The sequence below is a fragment of the Bacillus sp. SJZ110 genome (genome assembly GCF_006715455.1).
GTDB classification, from domain to species: Bacteria; Bacillota; Bacilli; order Bacillales; family Bacillaceae; genus Bacillus; species Bacillus subtilis.
In genome coordinates this window covers 51925-78923 of record NZ_VFNF01000008.1, presented here as the reverse complement: position 1 = coordinate 78923, position 26999 = coordinate 51925, and the positions used below count along the sequence as shown (strand labels likewise).

Annotated in this window: 28 protein-coding genes and 4 pseudogenes; 21 read left to right on the top strand and 11 right to left on the bottom strand. The window is 38.6% G+C overall.

Annotated features, from left to right (window positions below; translation table 11 throughout):
- Window positions 1-65 precede the first annotated feature (65 nt).
- From xylA to FB592_RS19420, 3 genes and pseudogenes are all read left to right on the top strand, one after another.
- Window positions 66-1403 carry a xylose isomerase gene (gene xylA / locus FB592_RS19430; RefSeq protein WP_041850794.1) on the top strand — a complete coding sequence of 446 codons (1338 nt, stop codon included), beginning with the start codon at window positions 66-68 and terminating at the stop codon, window positions 1401-1403.
- 150 nt (window positions 1404-1553) lie between these two features.
- A complete protein-coding gene (gene xylB / locus FB592_RS19425) occupies window positions 1554-3053 on the top strand; it encodes a xylulokinase (RefSeq protein ID WP_141950028.1) in 1500 nt (499 codons plus the stop codon).
- 104 nt (window positions 3054-3157) lie between these two features.
- Window positions 3158-3323 (top strand): annotated as a pseudogene (locus tag FB592_RS19420) (glycoside hydrolase family 11 protein); the annotation flags it as partial.
- Between the two features lie 212 nt (window positions 3324-3535).
- Here FB592_RS19420 and yncB read toward each other — a convergent pair.
- Window positions 3536-4171, bottom strand: a complete 636-nt coding sequence (gene yncB / locus FB592_RS19415; RefSeq protein ID WP_141950026.1) for an endonuclease YncB — start codon at window positions 4169-4171, stop codon at window positions 3536-3538.
- Window positions 4172-4583: 412 nt separating this feature from the next.
- Between yncB and FB592_RS19410 the strand changes: the two are divergent.
- Window positions 4584-5998, top strand: a pseudogene (locus tag FB592_RS19410) (sugar porter family MFS transporter).
- A 101-nt stretch (window positions 5999-6099) separates the two neighbouring features.
- Here the strand turns inward: FB592_RS19410 and alr are convergent.
- Together alr and FB592_RS19400 are read right to left on the bottom strand one after the other, a co-directional pair.
- A complete protein-coding gene (gene alr / locus FB592_RS19405) occupies window positions 6100-7284 on the bottom strand; it encodes an alanine racemase (RefSeq protein ID WP_141950024.1) in 1185 nt (394 codons plus the stop codon).
- 423 nt (window positions 7285-7707) lie between these two features.
- Complete coding sequence (locus tag FB592_RS19400) at window positions 7708-8133, bottom strand: hypothetical protein (RefSeq protein ID WP_014479913.1); 426 nt, start codon at window positions 8131-8133, stop codon at window positions 7708-7710.
- A 428-nt stretch (window positions 8134-8561) separates the two neighbouring features.
- On the opposite strand from FB592_RS19400, the pseudogene FB592_RS19395 reads away from it, so the two are divergent.
- Both FB592_RS19395 and dutA read left to right on the top strand, forming a co-directional pair.
- Window positions 8562-9023 (top strand): annotated as a pseudogene (locus FB592_RS19395) (DUF2691 family protein).
- A 29-nt stretch (window positions 9024-9052) separates the two neighbouring features.
- Window positions 9053-9487, top strand: coding sequence for a dUTP diphosphatase DutA (gene dutA, locus FB592_RS19390; protein WP_141950022.1), 435 nt, complete (start codon window positions 9053-9055; stop codon window positions 9485-9487).
- A gap of 315 nt (window positions 9488-9802) precedes the next feature.
- On the opposite strand, the gene cotU is transcribed toward dutA, so the two are convergent.
- Window positions 9803-10063, bottom strand: a complete 261-nt coding sequence (gene cotU, locus FB592_RS19385) for a spore coat protein CotU (protein WP_064671425.1) — start codon at window positions 10061-10063, stop codon at window positions 9803-9805.
- A 382-nt stretch (window positions 10064-10445) separates the two neighbouring features.
- Between cotU and FB592_RS19380 the strand changes: the two genes are divergently transcribed.
- The 3 genes from FB592_RS19380 to FB592_RS19370 all read left to right on the top strand — a co-directional run bounded on the left by FB592_RS19380 (window position 10446) and on the right by FB592_RS19370 (window position 13177).
- Entirely contained in the window at window positions 10446-10610 is a 165-nt protein-coding gene (locus FB592_RS19380; protein ID WP_003231643.1) for a hypothetical protein, read from the top strand.
- 275 nt (window positions 10611-10885) lie between these two features.
- Entirely contained in the window at window positions 10886-11725 is an 840-nt protein-coding gene (locus tag FB592_RS19375) for a thymidylate synthase (protein ID WP_141950020.1), read from the top strand.
- A gap of 867 nt (window positions 11726-12592) precedes the next feature.
- Window positions 12593-13177 carry a hypothetical protein gene (locus tag FB592_RS19370; protein ID WP_141950018.1) on the top strand — a complete coding sequence of 195 codons (585 nt, stop codon included), beginning with the start codon at window positions 12593-12595 and terminating at the stop codon, window positions 13175-13177.
- Window positions 13178-13206: 29 nt separating this feature from the next.
- On the opposite strand, the gene FB592_RS19365 is transcribed toward FB592_RS19370, so the two are convergent.
- From FB592_RS19365 to tatAC, 5 genes are all read right to left on the bottom strand, one after another.
- Window positions 13207-13419, bottom strand: coding sequence for a hypothetical protein (locus FB592_RS19365; RefSeq protein ID WP_141950016.1), 213 nt, complete (start codon window positions 13417-13419; stop codon window positions 13207-13209).
- A 444-nt stretch (window positions 13420-13863) separates the two neighbouring features.
- Complete coding sequence (locus FB592_RS19360; protein WP_119899442.1) at window positions 13864-14583, bottom strand: YrpD family protein; 720 nt, start codon at window positions 14581-14583, stop codon at window positions 13864-13866.
- A 160-nt stretch (window positions 14584-14743) separates the two neighbouring features.
- Window positions 14744-15100, bottom strand: a complete 357-nt coding sequence (locus tag FB592_RS19355) for a YoqO family protein (RefSeq protein ID WP_141950014.1) — start codon at window positions 15098-15100, stop codon at window positions 14744-14746.
- Between the two features lie 245 nt (window positions 15101-15345).
- Complete coding sequence (locus tag FB592_RS19350; RefSeq protein WP_015713994.1) at window positions 15346-15570, bottom strand: hypothetical protein; 225 nt, start codon at window positions 15568-15570, stop codon at window positions 15346-15348.
- A 175-nt stretch (window positions 15571-15745) separates the two neighbouring features.
- Window positions 15746-15934, bottom strand: a complete 189-nt coding sequence (gene tatAC / locus FB592_RS19345) for a twin-arginine translocase TatAC (protein WP_003231634.1) — start codon at window positions 15932-15934, stop codon at window positions 15746-15748.
- Between the two features lie 78 nt (window positions 15935-16012).
- On the opposite strand from tatAC, the pseudogene FB592_RS19340 reads away from it, so the two are divergent.
- Both FB592_RS19340 and FB592_RS19335 read left to right on the top strand, forming a co-directional pair.
- Window positions 16013-16172 (top strand): annotated as a pseudogene (locus FB592_RS19340) (hypothetical protein).
- A 16-nt stretch (window positions 16173-16188) separates the two neighbouring features.
- A complete protein-coding gene (locus FB592_RS19335; RefSeq protein ID WP_141950012.1) occupies window positions 16189-16587 on the top strand; it encodes a hypothetical protein in 399 nt (132 codons plus the stop codon).
- 64 nt (window positions 16588-16651) lie between these two features.
- On the opposite strand, the gene FB592_RS19330 is transcribed toward FB592_RS19335, so the two are convergent.
- Window positions 16652-17086, bottom strand: a complete 435-nt coding sequence (locus tag FB592_RS19330) for an SRPBCC family protein (RefSeq protein ID WP_015713997.1) — start codon at window positions 17084-17086, stop codon at window positions 16652-16654.
- 148 nt (window positions 17087-17234) lie between these two features.
- Here FB592_RS19330 and FB592_RS20990 point away from each other — a divergent pair, with 148 nt between their 5' ends.
- The 10 genes from FB592_RS20990 to pghL all read left to right on the top strand — a co-directional run bounded on the left by FB592_RS20990 (window position 17235) and on the right by pghL (window position 26342).
- Window positions 17235-17357, top strand: a complete 123-nt coding sequence (locus tag FB592_RS20990) for a hypothetical protein (RefSeq protein ID WP_015713998.1) — start codon at window positions 17235-17237, stop codon at window positions 17355-17357.
- 37 nt (window positions 17358-17394) lie between these two features.
- A complete protein-coding gene (locus FB592_RS19325) occupies window positions 17395-17583 on the top strand; it encodes a hypothetical protein (RefSeq protein WP_003231626.1) in 189 nt (62 codons plus the stop codon).
- 293 nt (window positions 17584-17876) lie between these two features.
- Window positions 17877-19439: a spore germination protein gene (locus FB592_RS19320; RefSeq protein ID WP_077671711.1), complete on the top strand. Its 1563-nt coding sequence runs from the start codon at window positions 17877-17879 to the stop codon at window positions 19437-19439.
- Between the two features lie 29 nt (window positions 19440-19468).
- On the top strand, window positions 19469-20560 hold the full coding sequence (locus tag FB592_RS19315; protein ID WP_021479211.1) for a spore germination protein: 1092 nt from the start codon (window positions 19469-19471) through the stop codon (window positions 20558-20560).
- The gene (locus FB592_RS19310) at window positions 20550-21764 is read left to right on the top strand and encodes a Ger(x)C family spore germination protein (RefSeq protein WP_038827867.1); all 1215 of its coding nucleotides are present in this window, start codon (window positions 20550-20552) and stop codon (window positions 21762-21764) included. Before FB592_RS19315 ends, FB592_RS19310 begins: the two co-directional genes overlap by 11 nt.
- Window positions 21765-21890: 126 nt before the next feature.
- Window positions 21891-22697 carry a hypothetical protein gene (locus FB592_RS19305; protein WP_021479209.1) on the top strand — a complete coding sequence of 269 codons (807 nt, stop codon included), beginning with the start codon at window positions 21891-21893 and terminating at the stop codon, window positions 22695-22697.
- 4 nt (window positions 22698-22701) lie between these two features.
- Window positions 22702-23319 carry a DUF4166 domain-containing protein gene (locus FB592_RS19300; RefSeq protein ID WP_070549060.1) on the top strand — a complete coding sequence of 206 codons (618 nt, stop codon included), beginning with the start codon at window positions 22702-22704 and terminating at the stop codon, window positions 23317-23319.
- A complete protein-coding gene (locus FB592_RS19295; protein ID WP_070549062.1) occupies window positions 23316-24956 on the top strand; it encodes a YndJ family protein in 1641 nt (546 codons plus the stop codon). Before FB592_RS19300 ends, FB592_RS19295 begins: the two co-directional genes overlap by 4 nt.
- Before the next feature lie 89 nt (window positions 24957-25045).
- The gene (locus FB592_RS19290; protein ID WP_172849938.1) at window positions 25046-25360 is read left to right on the top strand and encodes a hypothetical protein; all 315 of its coding nucleotides are present in this window, start codon (window positions 25046-25048) and stop codon (window positions 25358-25360) included.
- Between the two features lie 223 nt (window positions 25361-25583).
- Window positions 25584-26342, top strand: coding sequence for a gamma-polyglutamate hydrolase PghL (gene pghL / locus FB592_RS19285; protein ID WP_141950009.1), 759 nt, complete (start codon window positions 25584-25586; stop codon window positions 26340-26342).
- A 26-nt stretch (window positions 26343-26368) separates the two neighbouring features.
- Here the strand turns inward: pghL and FB592_RS19280 are convergent, their stop codons facing one another.
- On the bottom strand, window positions 26369-26818 hold the full coding sequence (locus tag FB592_RS19280; protein WP_003245454.1) for a YndM family protein: 450 nt from the start codon (window positions 26816-26818) through the stop codon (window positions 26369-26371).
- Between the last annotated feature and the right edge of the window lie 181 nt (window positions 26819-26999).

Here is a 26999-nt window from a genome sequence, read left to right as displayed (position 1 = left end):
GTACTTACTATATGAAATAAAATGCATCTGTATTTGAATGAATTTATTTTTAAGGGGGAAATCACATGGCTCAATCTCATTCCAGTTCAATCAACTATTTTGGAAGCGCAAACAAAGTGGTTTACGAAGGGAAAGATTCGACTAATCCTTTAGCATTTAAATATTATAATCCTCAAGAAGTAATCGGCGGAAAAACGATGAAAGAGCATTTGCGATTTTCTATTGCCTATTGGCATACATTTACCGCTGATGGAACAGACGTTTTTGGAGCAGGTACGATGCAAAGACCATGGGATCACTATAAAGGCATGGATCTAGCGAAGATGAGAGTAGAAGCAGCATTTGAGATGTTTGAAAAACTAGATGCACCATTCTTTGCTTTTCATGACCGGGATATTGCACCAGAAGGCAGTACGCTAAAAGAGACAAACCAAAATTTAGATATGATCGTGGGCATGATTAAAGATTACATGAGAAATAGCGGCGTTAAGCTATTATGGAATACCGCAAACATGTTTACGAATCCCCGTTTCGTCCATGGTGCCGCGACTTCTTGCAATGCAGATGTGTTTGCGTATGCTGCAGCACAAGTGAAAAAAGGGTTAGAAACAGCAAAAGAGCTTGGCGCTGAGAACTATGTATTTTGGGGCGGCCGTGAAGGATATGAAACATTGTTAAATACCGATTTAAAATTTGAGCTTGATAATTTGGCTAGATTTATGCATATGGCAGTGGATTATGCGAAGGAAATCGGGTACACAGGGCAGTTTTTGATTGAGCCAAAACCAAAAGAGCCGACCACCCATCAATACGATACAGATGCAGCAACAACCATTGCCTTTTTGAAGCAATATGGCTTAGACAATCATTTTAAATTAAATCTTGAAGCCAATCATGCCACATTAGCCGGGCATACATTCGAACATGAATTACGCATGGCAAGAGTACATGGTCTGCTTGGCTCTGTTGACGCAAACCAGGGTCATCCTCTTTTAGGCTGGGACACGGATGAATTTCCGACGGATTTATATTCTACGACATTAGCAATGTACGAAATCCTGCAAAATGGCGGCCTTGGAAGCGGCGGATTAAACTTTGACGCGAAGGTCAGAAGATCTTCTTTCGAGCCTGATGATCTAATATATGCCCATATTGCAGGGATGGATGCATTTGCAAGAGGATTGAAAGTTGCCCACAAATTAATCGAAGATCGTGTGTTTGAAGATGTGATTCAACATCGTTACCGCAGCTTTACTGAAGGGATTGGTCTTGAAATTATAGAAGGAAGAGCTAATTTCCACACACTTGAGCAATATGCGCTAAATCATAAATCAATTAAAAACGAATCGGGAAGACAGGAGAAATTAAAAGCGATATTGAACCAATACATTTTAGAAGTATAACAGGATAAGCTCCAGATCCTGCTATCAATACCAAATCACTGAATTACCCGTCATGATTCCTTTCCTATTGCTTGTTGTTATGACGGGTAACTTCTATAATTAGGATTTATTTAGAGTGAATGGTTTTTTAAAAGGGCAAGGAGTGAAAAAATGAAGTATGTCATTGGAATAGATCTTGGAACGAGTGCTGTTAAAACCATTTTAGTTAACCAAAACGGCAAGGTTTGTGCAGAAACGTCCAAAAGGTATCCGCTCATCCAAGAGAAGGCGGGATATAGTGAGCAAAATCCTGAAGACTGGGTGCAGCAAACAATTGAAGCATTGACTGAATTGGTTTCTATATCCAATGTTCAAGCCAAGGATATTGACGGGATAAGCTATTCGGGACAAATGCATGGATTAGTACTGCTTGATAAAGATCGTCAGGTGTTACGTAATGCAATTCTTTGGAATGATACCAGAACAACGCCTCAATGTATAAGGATGACCGAGAAATTTGGCGATCATCTTCTTGACATCACAAAAAACCGTGTTTTAGAAGGGTTTACATTACCTAAAATGTTATGGGTAAAGGAACATGAACCTGAACTTTTTAAAAAAGCTGCTGTGTTTTTGCTTCCGAAAGACTATGTGCGATTCCGTATGACCGGTGCCATTCACACCGAATACTCCGATGCAGCAGGAACTTTACTTTTACATATTACTCGCAAGGAGTGGAGCAATGATATTTGCAATCAAATTGGTATTTCTGCAGATATTTGTCCTCCGCTTGTTGAATCTCATGATTGTGTAGGGTCGCTGCTTCCGCACGTTGCCGCCAAGACCGGGCTATTAGAAAAAACAAAAGTGTACGCTGGGGGAGCAGATAATGCTTGCGGCGCTATTGGAGCAGGTATCCTTTCTTCCGGAAAAACATTATGCAGTATTGGGACGTCAGGGGTCATACTTTCCTACGAAGAAGAAAAAGAAAGAGACTTTAAAGGGAAAGTTCACTTTTTTAATCATGGAAAAAAGGATTCTTTTTATACGATGGGCGTCACGCTCGCTGCAGGATACAGCTTGGACTGGTTTAAAAGAACGTTTGCACCAAACGAATCGTTTGAGCAATTATTGCAGGGGGTGGAAGCTATTCCGATAGGAGCCAATGGACTGCTATACACTCCTTATTTGGTTGGTGAAAGAACGCCGCATGCTGATTCTTCTATTCGGGGAAGCTTGATCGGAATGGATGGAGCCCATAATAGAAAGCATTTTTTGAGGGCAATAATGGAAGGTATCACATTCTCTTTACATGAATCAATTGAGCTATTCCGCAAAGCGGGAAAATCAGTTCATACTGTTGTTTCTATTGGTGGGGGAGCTAAAAATGATACGTGGCTGCAAATGCAAGCTGATATTTTCAATACGAGGGTAATTAAGTTAGAAATTGAACAAGGGCCAGCTATGGGGGCTGCAATGCTGGCTGCCTTTGGAAGCGGATGGTTTAAATCCCTTGAAGAATGTGCAGAGCAGTTCATTCGTGAGGCTGCTGCATTTTATCCAAAGGCACAAAATGTACAAAAATATAAAACACTATTTGATTTATATAAGAACATTTACACTCACACAAAGGATCTCAATACAGCTTTGAAGAGCTTTCGAAAAAACTAATGATGTTATTGTCTGGAGATCAACCGAAGAACAATTAATGATCAATCATCATTAAAGGCCTTTGATGACATGGCTGCCTTCTTTTGAAAAGATGGTGAGAATAAGGTATGGCAACCTTTAAACAGTATTGGAGTGTCCAGCAGACAAAACGAACGAGCGGAACCGTATTCTGTCAGCGAACACTTCAAGAAGTGGGAAAGCTTAGGAATGCCAATGGGTAAGATGTATGAAACCGCGCTAACGACGGTAGAGGGATCTCTTGATTTATGATGAAATAGGAAGGATGTTTACACACAAATAACCCCCTCACATTGACGTGAAGGGGTGTTTTTATTGTTACTATACAGCGGAAATTTTACAGGCTAGTTGATGATTTTAGCTTGATAAGCAGAATGGAAACTAGACACGCCATCATCTCTTTCTCATTCTTTGGAAACTGCATTCTGCTAGGTTTGCTGCTTTTTTTAACGAACAGTGTTTTTCTATTTCACACAGCCATTAAATCCTCTGTTTGTCACATAACCGCTCTTACTCCAAATTGACAGTTTATCTGATTTTGCTTCTTGCTCATCTAGTCTGAATTGGTCTATGTATTTTGTGTTAGGCTCATATACATATGCTACTCTGGCCAATCCCTCTTTCAATAATGTCTCTTGAACAGATTTGCCGTCAACATAAACGTATGCTAACAGTCTTCCATACTTATCTCTGCGATCGCCTTTATCAAATTCCAGCTGTAGCTTACCGCTGTTGACCAATTCTTTATTTCGTTTCGACGCATCCTCACCGTATGGTTGAACACAAGAATTTGGTTTCTTCGTCTCAGGTGTATCAACGAGCAAGTAGCGAACTGTGTCTTTCTTTCCGTTGTAAATAACTTTAATCGTATCTCCATCTATTGCTCTATCTAATGTAACATTGACCAATTTCTTCTGCTTTTTTGAATGAGGCGTGCCAGTCTTTTGTTCTGTCTGATTATATTCATTAGATTGAGTATCTTGAGAGACTTGCTCCGTCCCATTAGAATCTGAATGGTTTTTGGCTGCGTGATGTGATCCGCAAGCTGCCAAAGTAATACTTAAAACGATTGCGATCATACTGATCAAAATCTTCTTCATATTGATTCCCTCTTTATCATTTTCTCTTTTCGCGATTAAACATCATCATTATAACGATATGGACATTTTTTGTGAATGGAAAACTTCAAGGGAACTTATAACACTCAAATTGCCAATAGTTAACTTCACAACGAGATGATCAAAACATCACCACCACATAGCGGAAATAAATAATTCTGAAAATAATATTGACTGAAAATGCTTTTGGAATTATGATAATATGAGAAATGACAATAATGTGACAAAAACATTACTACAACATAACAACTAATAGCTTAGGTTTATTCTATTGGCTAAAAATGTAAACGGTTACAAATCCAGAGGTGAAAATCTAAGATAGAGATGACTTTAGTTTTGACTCAATATCCACACTGAAAGAGTTTATTAAGTATTCTTAATAAAGGCAGGGGAAATGGATATGAATGAACATCGAAATCGAAGGTTGAAATTAATAATGATTTCAGCAACTTTTGGAGGGCTTCTCTTTGGATATGACACCGGAGTTATAAATGGAGCTTTACCTTTTATGGCAAGGCCAGATCAGCTTGATTTAACACCGGTTACAGAAGGGCTTGTTACGAGTATTCTTTTATTAGGTGCCGCGTTTGGAGCGTTGTTATGCGGAAGATTGGCTGATCGATATGGCCGCCGTAAAATGATCCTTAATCTTTCCTTTTTATTTTTCCTAGCATCACTGGGAACAGCGTTAGCACCTAACGTTTTCATCATGGCGGTCTTTCGTTTTTTACTGGGGCTGGCTGTTGGAGGAGCCTCGGCGATGGTGCCGGCCTTTTTAGCAGAAATGGCACCGCATGAAAAGAGAGGGCGTATGGTAACCCAAAATGAACTAATGATTGTTGGCGGGCAATTTTTAGCATATGTTTTTAATGCGATCCTCGGTGTAACAATGGCAAATACGGGACATGTTTGGAGATACATGCTTGTCATTTGTGCTGTACCGGCTATCATGTTATTTGCCAGTATGCTTAAGGTACCAGAAAGCCCCCGATGGCTAATCTCCAAAGGCAAAAACAGTGAGGCGCTGCGAGTTCTTAAACAAATTCGAGAAGATAAACGTGCAGAAGCTGAATGTAGAGAAATTCAAGAAGCGGTAGAAAAAGATACAGACTAGAAAAGGCATCACTCAAGGACTTTTCTACACCATGGCTGCGCCGTCTTTTATGGATTGGAATCGGTGTTGCCATAGTGAATCAAATTACAGGTGTGAACTCGATTATGTATTATGGCACACAAATCCTTAAAGAATCTGGTTTTGGTACAAAAGCGGCTTTAATCGCTAATATTGGAAATGGGCTGATATCAGTTATTGCAGTTATATTTGGGATTTGGCTGGTCGGAAAAGTGAGACGGCGTCCAATATTATTGATTGGTTTGGCGGGGACGACTACAGCGCTCCTATTGATTGCGATTTTCTCAATTGTGCTTGATGGATCTATGGCACTTCCTTATGTAGTGCTTTCTTTGACCGTTTTATTTCTTGCCTTTATGCAAGGGTGTGTAGGACCTGTGACTTGGCTTGTCATAGCGGAAATATTCCCTCAAAGGTTAAGAGGACTTGGTTCTGGGATAAGTGTTTTTTTCCTTTGGATATTAAACTTTGTGATCGGTTTTGCTTTCCCGATCTTGCTTAGCTCTGTAGGTTTGTCTTTTACATTCTTTATATTTGTGGCTTTAGGTGTATTGGCAATCGGTTTTGTATACAAATTCATGCCGGAAACAAAGGGGCGTACACTTGAAGAATTAGAAGCGCATTTTCGTTCTCGACACGATCATAATACTCCTGAACAATCAATTATTGTGGTATAAATATGTTGAAAATCTCTCTTCTTATAGGAGGGATTTTTTTAGTTTCAGAAAAAACAAAATCCCTCTGGTAGAGGGATTTTGATTCAGCATTTTAAGATGTTCTACACGTATAATACTGGAGTTGATACTTTAAAAATCTCGCCATCTCTTATATAAAAACGAGGGATGCGGCGGCTTAATGTAGACACGACTTCATAGTTAATCGTATTGAGCATTTCAGCCACTTCATCAACGGAAATCTCGGCTCCTTTTTGCTTACCGTAAATCACGACTTCTTCTCCTTGGTTACCTTCACCGTTTTCTCCTAAACTGACCATGATCATATCCATTGTTACTCTTCCCGCCACTGGCACTCGTTTTCCGCGATGAAGAACAAACCCGCGATTGGAAAGGGCACGAGAATAGCCGTCCGCATAGCCAATCGGGAGTGTAGCAATTACTTCATTAGGTTCTGCGACGTATGTAGCACCATAGCTAACGGTTCGGGGTTCTGTACGCATGGTTTTCACATAAGCGATGCGCGCCTTTAAACTTAACGCAGGTTCAAGCTTAACGAGATTTAGTTGTTTAATATAGGCTGAAGGATATAAACCATATAAGCCGATACCTAAACGGATCATATCAGCGCTAAATTCCGGAAATGCGATAGCTGCAGCCGTGTTGCACATATGCACGGTGGGCAGCTCAATCCCCTGTTTTTTTAAAAAGCTGAGAAAACTGATGAATTTTTCGTGCTGCAGCTTTGTGAGTGTTGTGTCCGGTTCATCAGCTGTCGAAAAATGTGTGAAAATTCCTGTCCATCTGAGGAATTTACTTGCCTTTAAGGCTTTCACTACTTCTAAAAGTTCTTCCTTTGTGCGTACACCTAATCGTCCCATGCCGGTATCCACGTTAATATGAATGGCCAGCCGGTTAGCACTCGCTTCTTTTTCCAATATCTCGTTTGCTTCTTTCATCCAATCAACCTGAAATGCTGATAATGTTATATTCCAAACTGCTGACTTCTTTACACAACTAAGGGATGTAAAACCAAGCACAAGGATAGGCGCTGTAATCCCAGCTTTTCGTAAAACGATTCCTTCCTCCACACTGGCAACAGCGAGCTCACTCGCCCCGTGTTCCAGTGCATGGCGTGCCACTTCTATAGACCCGTGACCATAACCGTTCGCTTTTACGACAGCCATAATTTTGCTCTTATGTGGAATATGACGGCGAATCGCTCGCAAATTCTTTTTAACGGCATCAAGATTGACTTCGATCCAAACTTCTCGGCAAAGCTTTATCATCAACGCTTCCTTCCTTCTTATGGATTATAAATACCACCTATTGCCGCAAGAATAAATGTTAATTGTTGGATGATTCGATCTTATTTTATTCAACTTTATTTGAAATCATTCAACAGCAAATCCATGTGATACGAGAAGGTGCCTATCAATGTTCGAATAATAGCAAGTACGGGATACATGAGGCTTGTAAGTGGGGTGTTAATGGGTACGGCGACCGAGGATTACAAAAATGATTATTTGTTTTGGGACATTTTTTTCTAAGGGTAGATGATAACGAGAAATCTAATCAGGAAATACTTACCGTTCATCAATACAAAGGATACAGGTTAGAATTAGTGATGTTTGATGTTTGATGTTTGCAGTATAGAAGCACAGAAAAAGCAAGGAAGTAACAGCAATCTTCCTTGCTCCATTGGATTCCTATTAGAGAGCACGCACTTTTGCAAAAGCTTTTATCTTAGCTCCATCATCATTTTGACAGCGAATATAATATGTTCCGGTTTTATAGTGTGATACGTCAAGAGTTAGAGTTACACTTTTGCCAGGTTTAACTGTATAGCCGGAAGCGATTGTTCCACCACCTGGTTTTACAATTTTGAATTCAAATGGATTGCTTCCTGTATTCTCAACAAAAACTCTGATTTCGCCATCTTCACTTCCATAATAATCAAAATAAAATTTTCCGTCACCTCTAAACGTTTCTTCCTCTTCTAGTATAATATCGGATTGTGCGGCAAACGCAGTGACTTTTTTAGGTGTGTGGTCAATTGATGCAGCTGAAGCATAAGTAGAGCTTAATCCTGTAATTGAACTAACTAAAATCGAACCTACCACAATTTTCTTAAACACTTTTCTTCATCTCCTATATAAGAAATAAATTACAAAATTATACATTCGGTAAAGTGTTGGAAAGACCTTTGGGAAATCCTATAATTCACAAGAAATACAAAAAGGGTATGTTTATTTCTGGTGAATATTTATGACGGAGTAAACATGTCATAACATCAGGATGATTAAAGCGTAATCAAGTACGGTCTGAGACAAGCAGGACACTACATATGAAGGCACTGACTGGCTAACTTTTCTCAACAAAGACAAGAGAACAAGAGGGCGTCTATTGTTATGAACATTGAAGAACCTTTTAAATGAGGAGGGCTGAGGAAATTCTGTAAAAGATAATCGGTTGAAAAGGCAGTCGATTCCTTGTTCCATAAACCTAACATCAGAGTATATAATTAAACTCGTACTCACAAAAATCGTTTAAGTAAGGGGTATACGTGAGTAGGGGAGTTAGTTTTCAAATACCGAATGAATATGGAAATTTTCTATGGAGAATACTGCAGCCGGTAGAAATAGCTAATTAGAGGTGGCAAACGAGTGGGGAATCTTATTTTGTTGTAGAAGGAGAGCTCGATGATGAGGAGCTTTTTCATGACTACGCAATTGTTGAAGGGGCAGTTTTTGAGCAACAATTAAAAACGAATCAGTACTATACCATTTTCGTTGAACTGAAAGCATTTCCATATGGAAAAATGGTTAATCAAGTCAATACATATGAAGAGTTTGCTGACAGTGATTGCGAACTTGTCCTTTTGATAGCAGATAATAGCTACGTTTCGATTTACTGTAAAAACAAAAATATCATTGAAAAACTTTACTTCAATGCTTTACAGAATGATTTTGAAGACGTTCAATTTATAACTGATGAAAATGACACAAGAACAAGCCTTACTGTATGATAGTCAATAAAAATTAAAGGAGCTAGTACATGACAATGCAAATTAAAATCAAGTATCTAGATGAAACACAAACAAGAATCAGCAAAATTGAGCAGGGAGACTGGATTGATCTTCGGGCAGCTGAAGATGTAACAATCAAAAAAGATGAATTTAAGCTTGTCCCATTAGGTGTTGCAATGGAGCTGCCTGAAGGTTACGAAGCACATGTCGTCCCTCGTTCAAGTACATATAAGAACTTTGGCGTTATTCAAACAAATTCAATGGGTGTTATCGATGAGTCATATAAGGGAGACAACGATTTCTTGTTCTTTCCTGCTTATGCATTGCGTGATACTGAAATTAAGAAGAGTGATCGTATCTGCCAGTTTAGAATCATGAAGAAAATGCCGGCGGTTGAATTGGTTGAAGTCGAGCATTTGGGAAACGAGGATAGAGGAGGACTCGGTTCAACAGGTACTAAGTAAACAAAATAAATCCTTGGCTGTCTTCATGCTGTGTGATTGATCAATGGAGGTTTCAGCCAAGGTACAAAGAAATACTTTTATCTAAATTTTTATAAGTAGGGGAAGGCAACTACAAACTAGTAATGCCACTAATAATAAGCCAAGTTAAATGACATGTGTTCATTAATAATTGAATTTACAGCAGCCATGAGAACAAGTTCAAAATATAAGATGAAATGAGACATAAGACTTCACAAAAAAATCTGAGTATCGTCGATAAATATCATAAAAAAGCCCCCGGTATGTCGCCGGGGAATAAATAGACGTTTAAGAGATTTAGTGATGTTTTTTATATGATTCGACAAAATCATAATAATGATCATCGTCATCATAATACTTTTTTTCGTAATGATAATCGTGATCATCGTAATACTTTTTATCATGGTCATAATACTTTTTATCATAATCATAATGTTTTTTATCATGATCATAATACTTGTCGCAATCATAATGCTTCTTATCATTGTCGTAATACTTTTTGTAATATGTTTTTTTCCAAGTGTAATACTCTTCTTTATATTTTTTATAATAACCCAATTAAATTCCTCCTTTATGTTATTCGAATTTAATTTATGAAGTTTAAATGATATGGTATGGTCAAATGAAATAAGAATAGTAAAAAGAGGCTGTTTAAAACACTTTCTGAAAAACAAAACGGATAGCTGTTTAAGAGCGAGAGAGAGCACTCAATCACTGTAAAATAATAGTAAAGTGTATAGAGAAGATTAGTATACGTAAAAAGGGACTTTCTCATTGAAGAATATTTGAACGTTATGGTTAAGATTCAAGAGCTCTATGATGTGATTTTTAACACTGCTTTTGAAGGGTTTAGAGTTAGACATCAAAAACAAACATCAAAACCGGTTAGAAACAGATCATATAAGGAATGAACCGCTGCCAAATATCATAAAAAAAATGAATGAAATTAGAGAGAATTTATTTTAAAGAAAGCCCAATTGCACATGGACAAATGACAATTGATATTGAGGTAAAATACAATGCATTAAATCAGAAAAAGCTATTGGAGGATTTAATGTGTTTAGACAATTTCCAATTTGGTATACACAAACACCTGACTATTTGAATTTTTATGTGCCGCAATATCAAACCATTTCTTATAATCCTCAACAATGTTATCAACGGTGTATGTACCAAACTGGCGGTAACTATGAGCTATGTGACAGACTATGTTATGGAGAAATACAGGTGTAAAAGAGGGGGTTATTAACTCCTCTTTAAACACACAGTGAGTGGAATAAGATCCTCACTTTATCTGCGAGTGCTTAGTATTTGCGATAATATTGCATTCGTAATAAATTATGCTTAGCAACTGAAAATGAAAGAAGGATATGAATAGTCATGACGCAATTCGATAAACAATACAATTCAATTATAAAGGATATTATAAATAATGGAATCTCAGACGAAGAGTTTGATGTAAGAACCAAGTGGGACTCAGATGGAACACCGGCACATACTCTAAGTGTAATGAGTAAGCAAATGAGATTCGACAACTCAGAGGTTCCGATTTTAACGACAAAAAAGGTTGCCTGGAAAACAGCCATTAAAGAGTTGCTCTGGATTTGGCAGCTGAAATCTAATGATGTTAATGATTTAAACAAGATGGGCGTACATATTTGGGATCAGTGGAAACAAGAAGACAGCACCATCGGACATGCATATGGATTTCAGCTGGGGAAGAAAAACAGAAGTCTAAATGGAGAAAAAGTGGATCAGGTAGACTATCTTCTTCATCAATTGAAGAACAACCCGTCTTCACGCAGACATATTACAATGCTGTGGAATCCTGATGATTTAGACGCAATGTCCTTAACGCCATGTGTATACGAAACTCAATGGTATGTGAAGCAAGGTAAGCTCCACCTCGAGGTAAGAGCACGGAGCAATGATATGGCGTTGGGGAATCCATTCAATGTATTCCAGTACAATGTGTTGCAGCGCATGATTGCTCAAGTGACTGGTTATGAGCTTGGTGAATATATCTTTAACATTGGGGATTGCCATGTGTACACACGTCATATAGACAATTTGAAAATTCAAATGGAAAGAGAACAGTTTGAAGCACCTGAACTATGGATCAATCCTGAAGTGAAAGATTTTTATAACTTTACCATTGATGATTTCAAGTTAATCAACTATAAACATGGGGACAAGCTTTTATTTGAGGTAGCGGTTTAATGCTGCCTTTTTATTGTGCAGTGAATTAATGGTAGGGGCGGAAGGGGATAATATGTTATTTTTCAGAATATAAGCTGGCATTAGGCTAAATATGAAGAAATTTCTTCTTCACATTTCTATAAACAAATAGTAAACAAAATTGGAGCCCAACGCGAAACAAAAGGATTGTTAGAAGCGTTGGGTTCTCTTAGGACAAGTGAACAACGGATTCGAGGTCTGAAAAATTAAACGAACGATATGAAAAGGCCATTGGTTTTATAAGGTGTTAATTCCTCCTATTAATATCATAAGGCTCAAGAAAATTGTAATGAAAAGAAAAGCCCATACTATAGCTGTAAAAGGATTGTTGAGTCCCATCCTTTCTTTCCAATTTATATTAGTGGATCGATTGGTTTTGTATTTTATTAACTGGATACATAAGATCACATTTAAAAAAACTGAAATAACAAGAGCTATAACTAAATAAAGGTTCATTTTCATCAACCTTTCTAGGTTTTTTAAACACTTTAATAGCTTAATTTTAAACCTAATATTAACATATACATATTTCACCTTGAAAGACCAGCATCGTGCAATGAATACATTACTTTGTGCAGTTCTAGGTTATTTGTTTTTGTTATGAAACTTTTTGGTCCCTGGCTAAAATTCAACTTAAAAATGAAAAGATTGAAATTATCCATGATTGTGTTTCTGCGATGGATTGCCTTAAAATTTGGTAGGGATGAACAAGCACTATATTAAATAATACTATACCAATGAATTTCTATTAGAAAAATTCATAATATTTTAAAATAACCATTTAAATATATTTCTAGAAATTGTATACTTATATGGTACTAAATGAATACATAGAAAGGACTGTTGTCGATGAAAAAAGTTTTTTGTAAGTTAGCCATTAGTTCTATAGCTCTATTTACCCTATCTCTTCCTAATGGCAATGTATTAGCTGCTGAAAAAGGGGAAGAAAAACCTGTCTCAATTAAAGGCGTTGAGTCACAAGTGCATACTGTATTTGCAAACGAGACAACTGGGGTAACAAGCAACTTAGGAGGAGGGGAGTTTACTGCGCAATTTGTGAATGATTTTCGTAATGTTAAGATGAATGTAAAAACATATAAAAGCTGGTCTAGCTTTAAAAGAGTTTCTGATAATATAGCAACGGGGAGTAAAGGAGGATCTATTACTGCAAACAAAACAGTTACTTTTACAACAACTGTCAGCGGATCTATAAGTGGTTTAGGAATATCCACTGCAGGCTCTGTAGCTAGCTCTAAAGGATACACTCTAAATGTTGGAGCGAATAAAAGAGTCTATATGGCATATAGAGTTAGGTATAATGTAGAAGAAGGGTACAATTGTCGTAAGGATATAGTTACTGGTAAATGTGTATCAAAGAAAAAATACATAGTTAAAAAACCTATGTATGGAGAATATGCACTGAAAAACTATTAATTTTATATAAAAAAGATTAGCTATAAAAGCTAATCTTTTTTATTAAGAAGAAAATATCCTAATTTTGAAACGAGATACAAAGTGAAAGCAATCATTAATGTTCTCGATATAACAATTCCATGAATAGCCAAATCATATCCAGCAGGTATCAAAGCTTTTGTATTAAACATAAAATACATTGATACCAGAAGAGCAATAATAACTAAAATAATTCCAAAAAGACCTATTTTTCTGTATTTCATACAAATTCCACCCTATATTAAAATATGATAAATAACCAAAGGAGCTGAAGATTTCGATAATTCACTTTACAATCATCAAACAATGACCAACATCGAACCTCTGTTGGTGTAATTGTCAACTTAAGCTTCAAGGTAGTTATTTTTGTAATTAAAAAAATAATTGAAAGCCCCATAAATAAGGGGCTTTTAATTTATGTAGTTCTATAGTAATTGAATTAATCATACCAAAGTTATTTCAAAATTTCAACTTTTGCTTATGATTAATTTTTCATCGAAACAAAAATGTCTTAATTCTAACGCTGTTTAAATAAAGTTACACATAAAAAGGGAAGTACTACTGTTCGTAAATCTATATAGGGAGTGGATTCCGACACGGTTTTTTATGGAGATGGAAAATTGATTATAAAACCGCCAGACAATGCTGGCGGCTTTTTGCTGCTTCGTTTATTTATTAACAGAGATCGTAACGTTATTTCCTGCAACTGAAACCTTTGCGAAATCCTGTGTATCTACCACAGGAGTGACGGCTTTATTGTCGATTGTGATGTTGTTAAAAGATGTCGAAAAGGTTGCTTTGATCGCATCACGCTGGCTTTCATACGAAACAGCCGCGGTAGCAAGGGTTTTCCATTTTGAAATCGTGCCGATGTTGGTTCCTTGAATTTCTGTGATAATCCGTCCGGTGTAGCCGTCATTGTTCGTTCCCCAAAGGGTCATGCGCGTATTTCCGCTTAAATTTTTATAGATTGTCATTTGGACTGTGCTTCCAGGGCGGAAGCCTTTATTGTATGTGAATTTGTCTTTTCCTTCGATGTACGTTTCTTCATTTTTGGACCCAACCTTCATGAGGGGCTTCCAGACGTTGTATTGTTTGCTGTACTGAAGCCCGATATCGGCTTCAGTTCCGCTTGTTGCCCTAAATCCTGAATAAATATAAGGAGTAGAGACCGTATCATATTTTACAGTGTCAGGAAGCGTGATTTTAGCTGTAAAAACGGCGCCCGTACTGTTCAGGTAGACACGGCCGCCGATTCCGTTAGGCAGCTGGGATGCTGCTTTTGCGACTTGAGCGTCTGCCGCGGGTAAGCCTGGTATACCTGATGAAAGGGTTCCGAAAAGAACTGCTGTTCCTACTGCACCTGCAATCAATACTTTTTTCACCAAAATTCCCCCTTTTGATAGTGGTTTCGCCATTTATTATACCTTATTTTGGAACTGGATTGATGTATATAAATAAACAAAATATTTCATTTTGAGTGATGTAAGGGACGAAACGCTTCTCCAATCTGAAAGCTGTATACCTTTAACAAAGGAAATAATAAGATCACAATCGTTTTAACCGATTTGAAATTTTCCTCAAAATAAAAGTACAAATGCTTAAAGAAACGATTATTAATAGAATGCCCGCTATCGTTTCCCAGCCTGTAAAAAAGAGGTGACGTTTCATCAATGTCTGTCCTTGTAAAATGATAAAAGCACAGATACCGACTAAGAAAAGAAAACAAATACTTAGGATTGCTAACGCTTTACGTGAGTATGTTTTCATGTCGTCTTTAAGGTATAGCAATACGAAAACAAAGCAGATAACATTGGCTATTGTGCTTATCACCTCAAAGCTTTTCATGACAACTGATATAAATAGACAAAGTAAAATGAGATAAAATACGATGTTTCTATACAAAAAACCTCTCCTTTTATGTATGATCCTCAAAGAGTTTATAAAAGTTTCTTTGTAACTGCAATAAACTGAATGCGCTCACTTATGAACTAACCAAACTATGTACTAAATATTCACTATTCTTTTTTAGACTCAGTCACCAAGGTTTTCATAGAAAGGGAAGCTTCAGAAATATACATAAAGTGCATAAACAAAAAAGACCCGGCAATAGCCGGGGGAAAGTAAAAACGAGGAGATGTTAATGGCGTTTAGTAGTGTTTTTTATGCTTTTTATACTCTACAACATAATCATAGTCTTTTTTATCGTGATCATAATATTTTTTATCATAGTCATCATATTTTTTGTCGTAATCACAGTCATCATATTTTTTATCATGGTGGTCATAGTATTTTTTATCATATTCGTAATACTTCTTATAATACGTTTTTTTGACCGTATAATACTCTTCTTTGTATTTTTTGTAATAACCCATATATACTCCTCCTTTATTTTTACTACGCTTTATTATACGGCGAGTAGATTTTGCGGCTTGGACAGTTAAAATCATAGAAGGAAAAAAGGGCTGTCCAAATGATAAAAAAAAGACAGATGACACAAATACAAATCAAAATAAAGAGCCGATTTTTCATCGGCCCAAACGATTTATCCTACATTTGTTTGTCTTCTTTGTTTTCTGAGTCATTTTTTCTGATATCCTGAGTCAGTCCGCTTGTTGCTTGTTTAAATTCTGATAAGGCTTTTCCTGCTGCACGGCCAAGCGCCGGCAGTTTATCAGGCCCAAATACTAAAAAACCCACAAACAAAATAACGAGTATTTTTGTGAAGCTTAATTCCATATCCTTTTCCCCCTGATTGAAGTACAACCTTTTAAACAAATTATAAGAGATAGCAGTACAAATGGGAATGCATTTATTTTGAACATTTTAAAACCAGCACAAAGGCAGATTCATAAAACGGCTGCTGCTGAATATAATGTCCAATGTCATCTGCCTAAGAAGCAGTGAGGCAGGCTGGATCAATTATGTAGCTCTGCCGGAAATGATACAAACGTATCTGCGGCTATTATTGAAATAGAGGAGTGGTGTAGCTGATGAGATTCACTAAGGTAGTTGGATTTTTGTCTGTTTTAGGATTGGCTACGGTTTTTCCATTAACGGCACAAGCAGAAAAAGCCGGAACTGCGGGGGCTGGAGAGTGGGATAAGTTGGGGACTTACACATATACTTACTCAAGTCCGACGGTATACTCGACCGGAGGAGATTTTAGAGTGTGCCTTTCAGGAAGCACTCCTTTTTCTGTTTCACTGCACTTGTATGAGGATGATCCCGGTGACAATCCTGATGATTATGTAGGGGCAAACTATTTTTCACCCGGAGAATGCCGCACCTTTGGCAGTATTGGAAAATTTGTAGATGGGAGCAATAACAAGGCCGAGTTCTTTGTTACCGATTACTCTGGTAAATCTAAAACTGTTACGTTCTATGATTGATGGACTCAAATTGTGAAGTTATAACCCTTGGGAAAGAACAAAAAAGAGAGATACTCTCTCTTTTTTATTCTTCGATAGCCTTACGAAGCCGTTCATTTACAATGCCAGTCCAGCCGCCATCCATCTTACCGCGAACGACGGAGCTTTTCTCGTTTGCTTTGCCGATCACTTCATTCGGCTCTTTCCAGCCGCTGTGAATAAGGGTAAACCCTGTCTTTTCCCCCAAGTCTTCTAATTGAAAGGTAACGACCCATCCTTCTGTATCCCATTCAAAAGAAAGTTCAGTTGGAGCTTGAACAGCCAAAACTTTACAAGGGGACGGCCCAAACGGTGATTGTAAGTGAAATTCTTGTCCTTCTTTGAGCTGAAAGTCATTGGGCATAAACCACTTGGCAATGCCTTCTGAAGTAGAGACTGTCTCCCAGACTTTCTGAATGGGAGCCTCTAGGGTAATACTTTTTGTAATATCTGGTAATGTATTTTCGTTGTTTTGAGCCATTTCGTTTACCTCTTGACATATGATGTTTTTTCAATTCAATCATATAATAACTAATAAGATCATGTCCATAGCGTGCATTATTTATGCTAGAGCTGCTGTTCAACAGCGTGTCAGTCGCCAGTCTGATCTGTGAATGGGAGAATTCTGCATGTTCGAGAAAGAGAGAGACGTGTATGTTGTCATTTCGTTCATGCTTGTTTGCTCAGCCGCAACTGTTATGTTTGAACTGGAATTCCTGTTCAGCCAATTTATTTTGCGATTTTTGTTTTAATAGTAAATGAGCCATTTTCTAAAACAGGAGGTTTTTTATGCTTGGAAAAATCAAAGCAGCCATTGATAACAGTCCAGGGAAGCCGGCCAGAATTTTAGTTAGTGAAAAAGCGTTTCAGCAATTAGAGGAAGAAATGCGCTTTGTTTACGTTTCCAAACCGAAAACGATAATGGGGATTCCTGTGGAAGTTTCAGATCAGGCAGAAAGCTTCAAGCTGGAATTTTAGTTTTCCCAGACTGCTAAAAGGCTCATTTTGTGTTAATTATGCAAAATGGTCAGGTTGATTTCTTTAAAAGCATGATGAAATGTTCATCATGCTTTTTTTATTGAGAAAAAAGACGAACATAAAAAATAGGTATACGGGAAAAATAATCCTATTAGAGAGAGGGGAAATGACAGATGGATAACATGATATCAACACTTACTGATTGGAATGTGTGGTTTCAAGCGTTAGTAGTATTTCTCGTTCCATATGTAATCTATAAAGTGTTTACTTGGATTCATGTATAAGAAGGTGCAATGATGAGGTGGCGGAACAATCAGTACAAAACACAGAAGCAGCATAAATCAGATTATTCGACAGCTGAAAAGCAGGATCAGGATGTGTTAACCGGTAACATCGGATACGACTTAGAACATGTAAAAAGAAAAATAGGACATAACGGGGACGTTCATTTCCGTGAGCTTGAAATCACTCAATTACATGTGAAAGCGGCATTGATCTTTGTTGAAGGACTGTCTGATCAGGACTTGATTAATAAAGGACTATCAGTGTTAGTCATGAATCAACCTAATCAGGTAAGCGATGAAATTTCTCAATCCGGCAAAGGTATTTTAACTTCGAAACAGATAAAAAATCAAATCGTATCAATCGGTGATGTCATAGAATCAGAGAAAATCAGTGATATCGTGTTGAATGTTTTCATGGGTTCGACAGCGCTTCTCATTGATGGAATACCGCAGGCCTTTCTTCTGGGAACTGTAAAAAAACAAAATCGAAGTATCGAGGAGCCGCTTTCAGAAGCGCTTGTCAGAGGGCCGCGCACAGGCTTTACAGAAGAGTTGAGTACGAATACAGCTCTTTTGAGACAGCAAGGAAAAAATGATCAATTAACATTGCAGAGATTTGAAGTAGGAACACGATTAAAAAAGGATTTAATCATCGCTTATATGAATGACATTGCAGATCCAAAAGTAGTCGAGGAAGTAAGAAAAAGAGTGAGAGGGATTGAGATCGATCATTTGCCGGAGTCAGGCTACGTTGAACAGTTAATTGAGGATAATTATTTGAGCCCGTTCCCGCAAGTACAGAGTACAGAACGTCCTGATCGCGTCATAAGCGGATTAATGGAAGGAAGAGTAGCCATTCTGCTTGACGGCACTCCGTTTGCTTTGATTGTTCCAGTCACTTTCAGCATGATGCTTCAATCGCCTGAAGATTATTATGAACGGTGGTTCCCGAGCTCGCTCATCAGATTGCTGAGGTTCATCGCAGCAATGATAACGTTATTCGCACCCGCTTTATATATATCATTTATTTCTTTTCATCCGGGGTTAATTCCGACCAAGCTGGCGATTTCAATTTCCGGGACGCGCCAAGGTGTTCCGTTCCCATCCCTTATTGAAGCCTTATTTATGGAAGTCGCAATCGAAATTTTAAGAGAGGCGGGGCTTCGTCTGCCAAAACCGATTGGACCCGCAATTGGCATAGTTGGCGGATTAATCATCGGGGAAGCAGCTGTGCAGGCGGGGATTGTCAGTCCAATCATGGTCATTGTTGTTGCGCTCACAGCAATTTCTTCATTTGCCATCCCGCATTATAGCACAGGTATAGCACTTCGGATGCTTCGGTTTGGCGCGATGTTTTGTGCGGCGGTGTTTGGATTGTTTGGAGTCATTATGTATTATCTGCTGCTAAGCAGCCATGTCGTAAAACTAAAGAGCTTTGGTGTGCCATACGCAAGTCCGGCAGTGCCCTATCACTTAAAAGATTGGAAAGACTTTGTTATCAGAATGCCTCTTTTAGTCATGAAGCGCCGGCCTAAAATGATGAATACAGATAATACAAAACGGGTGAAGTGATGAACTCGACAGGATGGTGATAAAGTCTCATGTTCAGCCCAACCAGTAAAATCACAACCGCTCAGGCAACGATTATCATCATTAATTATATGCTTGCTGCCGGAGTTCTTACGCTCCCTCGGACAGTAACAGAACAAACACAATCTCCTGATGGATGGATTTCAGTTTTATTAGGCGGGGTTCTAGCGGTAATAGCCGGGATGATTATAGTTAAATTAAGCCAGCAGTATCCTCAGGAGACCTTTTATGAATACTCCCGACATATTGTAGGAAAATGGCTCGGGCATCTGATCAGTATTGTTTTTATTACTTATTTTCTGGCACTCGGTGCATTTGAAGTCAGAGTCATGTCCGAAATCGTGGATTTTTTTCTCCTCGAAGGGACACCGTCTTGGGCCATCATTATGACAGTTCTTTGGATTGGGCTTTATTCAATTACACAAGGCCTAGATCCGATTGCACGGCTTTTTGAAATGATTTTTCCGATTACGGTCATCATCTTTTTAACGATAGCCCTCATGAGTTTAGGCATATTTGAGATCAACAATTTGCGTCCTGTATTAGGTGATGGAATCATGCCGGTTCTCAGAGGAGTAAAGACAACGAACCTTTCATTTACATGTTCAGAAATTATGCTCATTTTAGTAGCATTTATGAAAAAGCCGAAAAATGCGGTGAAAGCGGTTGTGATCGGGACAGGCGTTGTGACCAGTTTTTATATGATTACGCTAATTATGGTAATCGGTGCACTATCAGTTGAGGGAGTTGTGACGAGAACATGGCCGGGGCTTGACCTGATGAGAAGTTTTGAAATACCTGGTTTAATATTTGAACGGTTTGAATCATTCCTGCTTGTGATTTGGATTATGCAGCTTTTTGCTACGTTTATTATCACTTTTTATGCAGCTTCCCTGGGAGTCTCACAAGTTTTTAAAAAGAAACCCCTTTCATGTATGTTTGTGCTGCTTCCTGTTATTTATATCCTCTCTTGCATGCCGAAAAATGAAAATGACGTCTTTATATTGGGCGATACGGTCAGTCATATCGCTTTGTATATATTTGGCGCTTTGCCGATTTTGCTGTTAGTCATTTCGAAATGGAGGAAAAGAGGTGAAAAGTAAACTAAAACGTCAATTGCCTGCTATGGTCATGGTATGTCTGCTGATGATTTGCGTAACAGGATGCTGGAGCAGTCGGGAAATAGAAGATCTGGGTCTCACATTCGCTATCGCAATTGATAAAGGAAAAGAAACGAACACTGAAAAAGAGTTAAAAGAAGAGGGCGGGAGCTATCCGAAAAAAGACAACATTACGCTGACCTATCAATTTGTTAATGAAAAAGCGGCAGGCGCGGGCACAAGCGGGGGAGGCGGTAGCGGACAAGGAGCGCAAAAAGCGTATATTAATATAAGTGAAACAGGGGATTCATTACAGCAGATCGGAAGTGAGGTTGCATTAAGACGGGACCGAGAAGTGTTTAGCCCGCATTTAAAAGTTGTTGTCATGAGTGAAGATGTGCTGCACACATTTCCTATCGACGAAATGCTGGATCAATTTTTTCGTGATAATGAAATCAGGCTGAGCTGTCTTGTTTTATCTGCTAAAGGGGAAGCAAGAGACGCTCTCCAGCTGAAAGAGAACGGAGAAATTCCGGCATTTCGGCTGATTGGATTAGGTGAAAATGAACATAAAGTTTCCAGAATTCTTCCCCCTATGACACTCGCGAAACTAATTGGAAAACTGCATTCTGGCAGCAGCTTTTTACTGCAAAATGTGGTTGCGGCGAATGGAGCGGTCAAGTATTCCGGAGCAGCTGTAATCAACGGAAAATCGAAAAAAATGATAGGCACTTTAAATGAATATGAAACTGAGGGAATTACATGGATTAGAGGAGAAGGGAAAGGCGGAGTTGTCAAAAGCCATGATAAAAAGAGCCAACAAACGATAGCGTACGATATCAATAAAATCAAAAGCAAAATTCAGCCAATCGTAAAAGGGAAAAATATTTCATTCCATGTCGATATTGAATCAGAAGGCGATTTGGTTGAAAACTGGAACACAAAAGAGGCGTTGGACACCCAGTTTATAGATCGTCTCGAAACGACTATTGAAAACGAAGTAAAGAAAATAGTTGGTCAGGTATTAAAAAAAATTCAGCGTGATTATAAAGCAGATGTTGCGGGTTTTGATGAATCTTTAAGACTTACATATCCCCACTTATGGAAAAGGGTGAAAAATAACTGGGATGACACCTTCAGTAAAGCCGACATCACATACAGTGTGAACGTCACAATTACTCATTACGGCACGGTTAAAACTCAGTAATGAATCCCAAGGAAGAGAAGGAAACCTCTCTTCTCTTTTTTATACTTTTTTTGGAGAGATATACACTTTTCAAATCGACCAATATGCTAATATAGGAATTGCTTGAAATAGAAGGGAGAAGGGGCTGTGAGGCAGAAACCGATTTATGTAGAAATCGAAATGAAATCTGATCTGGATACACTCTGGGAATATACACAAAACCCATCACTGCATAAGGAATGGGATCTCCGGTTTTCAAATATTACGTATTTGAATAGACAACCATGCGAAAAACAGAAGTTTCTTTACGAAACAAGGGTAGGCTTTGGATTAAAGGTGTCAGGTACAGGAGAAACCGTCGGTGTTTTCAACAAATGTTCATCTGAAAGGTCTTCTTCACTGGCTTTTGGCTCTAATCATCCGTTATCTCTGATTCGGCATGGAAGCGGCTACTGGAAGTATATACAGAGAGAAAATGGGAAAATGACGTTTTTAACACAGTACCAATACAAAACAGCCTACGGACTGCCGGGAAGATGGATCGATCGTTTATTATTTCGACCGCTGCTTGGCTGGGCGACTGCCTGGAGCTTTGATGCATTAAGGCTTTGGGTAGAGCAAAATAAACATCCGAAGCGCTTTATTCGATCCGCTATCATCTATGTGTTCATGTGTCTGTTTTTCAGCCTGTTTTGGTTCTATCAAGGCTTTGCAGGTTTTAAGACAAGCATATTGGCAGGAACAGCGGAGATAGGCTTAGCTATTTTGTGGCTGATTCCTTTAAAAAGAAAATGGATCATTCATGGTGTCCAGGCTTGTATTTTTGCTGGGTTTGCTTGTCTAGGTTCCGAAATATTCATGTGGGTTCTATTGAGTGTGTTTTCCGCTGCAAGCGGCGCTCTTAGCCTGCAGCTCCCCAGTGCCAGGCGCACAAAACGAAAGAGAAAGAAGTGACATTGTGAGTTCGATTTATGAAAAATCAATTATTAACTATCATTTGCTGCATCCCAAGCTGCAGAAACGGTACCAATTAGACGGGTCTCATACATTCAGCGGGACGGGAACGATGTCAGAAATAAGCGGAGGCTCATTTCTGGTTAGAATGCTGTTAAAGCTGGGTGTTTTTTTCAGATGCTTCTTTTCAGAAAGAGGCAAAGACATTCCATTTACAATACAAAATAGAACTTGTCTTTTGAAATCGCAACATACAGGGATAGAATGGAAGCGTACATTTTTCTTTAAAGGCAAAAAACGTTTCTTTGACGCGATAATGATATATGACGAGAAAGAAAATAGAATACTTGATTTCTTCGGCAAACCTCATCTGCTGCTGTCTGTTTTGACGTTCGAGGCATCTCATGACGGCTCTCTTACGATCACATCGGGAAAGCAATGGCTATTAATATGCGGAAAAAGAATCCCGCTGCCGAAATGGCTGACCGGTACATCCGTAGTTTGCGAAACGTTTGATGATAGAAAGAATTGTTTCACCATTGAAGTGCATGTGCAAAATACAATTCTCGGCACTCTTTTCTTTTATAAAGGAACGTTTCAGGAGGAAGAGAGAGAATCATGAAACGAAATGGCATAGTCAGTGCGCTTTGTTTTATAGGATTTCTTGCAGAGGAAGCACCGGATATTTCAGTGGCAGAGGCACTCGTTTTGTTATCCATTCTTTTTTTTGTGCCGGGAATTTTCCCTTTTGTTTTTCGTCAATCGCCGGTTCGTGCTGCTCAGTTTATGGAATATGGGCTAATCCAGTGCTATCCGGTAGCCGCATTCTTTGCGGTGCTGGCTCTAGTGACGGAGGTTGGAGGTTTCGCGCTAATCTGGTGGATGTACACAGTTTTTATTGCATTGTATGCGATCCTCCGCCTTTGGGAAACAAAGATACATAGAATCGAAGAGACATCAGTTTTGTTCGGTCTTATTTATTTGGCGGGAGGAGGATTTTGGTTTTTTGCTTATGCTGCCCATTTGCAGATCATGCAATTTGGCCCTCTCATCATTTTGCTGACTGCTGTCCACTTTCACTATTCTGCTTTTCTGATCCCGATCTTCAACGGCTTACTCGGCAGAACCATTAGAAAACATCGGATGTTGTATAGTTGGATAACATGGGTGATTTTGCTTTCGCCCCTTCTTATCGCACTGGGCATCACATATTCAAAAACACTTGATGTCATTGCGGTTAGCATTTATATGGCGGCGATTTATCTTCATGCATTTTTGGTGTTCACGGCAGCTTTTCGCACCAAGACGGGGACATTTCTTATTCGGCTTTCTTCCGCTGTTTTAATGATAACGATTGCTTTCTCGATGATTTATTCATTTGGTGTATTTCGGCAAGAAGTTACATTGACCATCAATCAGATGATTTGGATTCACGGTTTTGTCAACGCGTTTGGTGTTATCTTGCCCGCTCTCATAGGGTGGAGAATAGAGGATCCGAAGTCTTTTGATGCAGACAGTGTAAAGACATTCAGCCGTATCTACGGAAAAAGAAAGATTGGAGAAGAATTTTTAGCTAGCATTCAAGCTGAAAATAACGCTCGGTACAGCGGACTTGTGGATGATATGGGCAGCCTGCGTTCAAAAGATTTTTCACCAGAAAAACTGGCGCCGCTCATTCTTTCGTTTTATGAACAAACCATCGAATACAATATTAAAGCAAAAGTAACATGGAGCACGTGGTTTCGGCCGCTTGCAATTATTTACGAATGGTTCAGCAGAAGAATCGGCCAAATACATCTTTCGACGAACCCTGACTGGTATAGGATGTACAGCAAGATAAGAGGTGTTCATTCGAAAAAAGACGGAAGGGAAAGAGTACGTGCCTGGATTAGAACAAATGAAAAAAACGAAACCATTTTTACCGCTCTTTATTCAGTGTATCGTTCAAATGGAGAGGGGTATATGAATATTTCTTTACCGCTTCCATTCAGCAGCATGACAGGTATTTTAAAACCATATCATCATCAGGAGAAGCTGGTTTTAACAAGCAGGCGGAGAAAAAGCAGAGCGGGGGATGAGGGGATTTATCTGCAAACAATAGCGGGAACTTGTCCGCTTCCTTTATCTGAAACCTTTCTGATAGAAGCTGCACATGACAACAAATTAACCGCTGTTCATCATATGTGGCTGTTCGGAATAAAATTTCTAACTGTTCATTACAGCATTACACATATTAACCAGCCTATTGAAAGAACCTAACACAAAGAAGAAGCTTCGTCTGCCAGTTGTAATAGATGAACTGTTTTAAAAAAATTCTGCGCCGCATCAAGACAGGAAAGGAAGGGTTTATGGTGTTTTATATCAGTTTATTTCTGATTCTTTGGCTGGCTGCGGGGTTTGCAGTGGGAATGAAACAAGTGTATGTCGATCAGCTGTTTGATAAAACTGTGATCGAAAGGCTGGAAAAAGAAGCGAATGATCATGGACACGCTGACCGGATGATCAAACAGCGCGCCCTTTATATTGCAGCAGTGACATTAAGCGGGTTTATTTCTGTTTATTATGAAATGAAAACAATCCCGCAAAGGCGAAACATAAGAAAAATTGAAAAAAACATCATGAAATTAAATCAAGTAAAAAAACGAAGAATGAAGAGAAAATAAAAATGCACAGGCCAAAGGGCAGGTGCATTTTTGTTTTGTATGGAAATGGGGGAGGTGGTACCAGCTTACTTTTCATAAATTCAAAAATGAGAAGAACAGCGCCCGGGCTAATGGTATATAATATTGTGAATTTAACAAAAATTTAACAAGGAGGACAAGAGAATTCGTGCTAAAGCCTCAAAGAGACCTACATCCTGTTGATTTGGACTTAGAGGCGGAGTAGATGAAACCGGCCAAAGTATCCCTGCTCCGCCGTTTGCTCCATTCCTTGAAGCATGTTGATTGTAACATAGCCAAACGTTTTCCATCAACTATTAAAATTGTAAAATTATTGTTTATTTTTATGGTATTTACTCCGATTTCTTCAATTTATGCTGAAGATGTATATCAGAATTTTGAGGAATTAAAAAACAATGAAGATCCTTCTGATTACGACATTTTTACGAAAGAAACCGGAAGCCCTGTTCTTGTTTTAGCTATTCACGGAGGAGGTATTGAAGGCGGGACAAGTGAAGTAGCGAGAGAGCTCAGCAAAGAGTACTCGATGTATTTATTTGAAGGCTTAAAATCGACAGGAAACTCAGTCCTGCACATTACGAGCACGCACTTTGATGAACCTCGGGCCCTTAAAATGACGGGAAATCATGAATATGTCATTTCATTACACGGGTACGCAGAAGAAGATCAGCAGATCGAAGTCGGCGGTACAGATCGCGTAAGAGCGGCAGATTTAGTTGAGAAATTGCAGCATGCCGGTTTTCCTGCTGTATTGCTCAATACGGACCATCCGCATGCGGGCGTTAGTCCGAATAACATTGCAAATAAATCAAAAGCAGGTTTAAGTATCCAGATAGAAATGAGCACAGGCTTTAGAAAGTCTTTGTTCGGCATCTTTTCTTTAAAAAGCAGAGCTGTTACTCAAAATGAGAGGTTTTATAAGTTTACAGAAGTGATGTTCCGTTTTCTCAAAAATAGCTACTGAAAAATAGGAGGCGATAAGACAGCCTCCTATTCCTTATGCTTCTCTTTCGTTTCGGGAAATAGCTCGTCCGCGGCTTCCGTTTGATACTGCAACGTGTTATCTCTCGCTGACAGTTCATTTCGGAAATTTTCATCAAGCACATTTTTCAGTAAATACCGATGAAAAAAGTATTCAAAAACAGTAAGACAGGCAGCGGAAAGGAGAGCTGCTCCAAATGGTGAGAAATCGTTTCTTGTTTGGGTTAAAACAAATACCCAAAGAATAACGAATGAAAGGCCAAAGTCAGCCAATGAAGCTGTAATATTGTTTGTTCTGGGTAAGACGAGCATGTCACCAGAAAGATAGGAAACAAAACCTAAGAAAAGTGCAATAAACATCACACTTAAAAAGGATGCGTGATAGACTCTGTCCAAAATCACATATAAAAGGGCGAGAGTGAAAGCAATCTTTGAAGCAAGCGCAATGATATGTTTCATTTGACCACCTAAATTGTTATTTTTTGAAGAAAATTCTTGGGCGTAAACAAATGATAAATAATGCAATTCAAAACCATTCATAATGGTCATGTTACTATTTTAAACAGTCCGTTTTTGTTTACACTGGTATTTTTTTTCAGCAGTATGAAACTTTCTTATGAAAAAAGACGTATATGTGGAT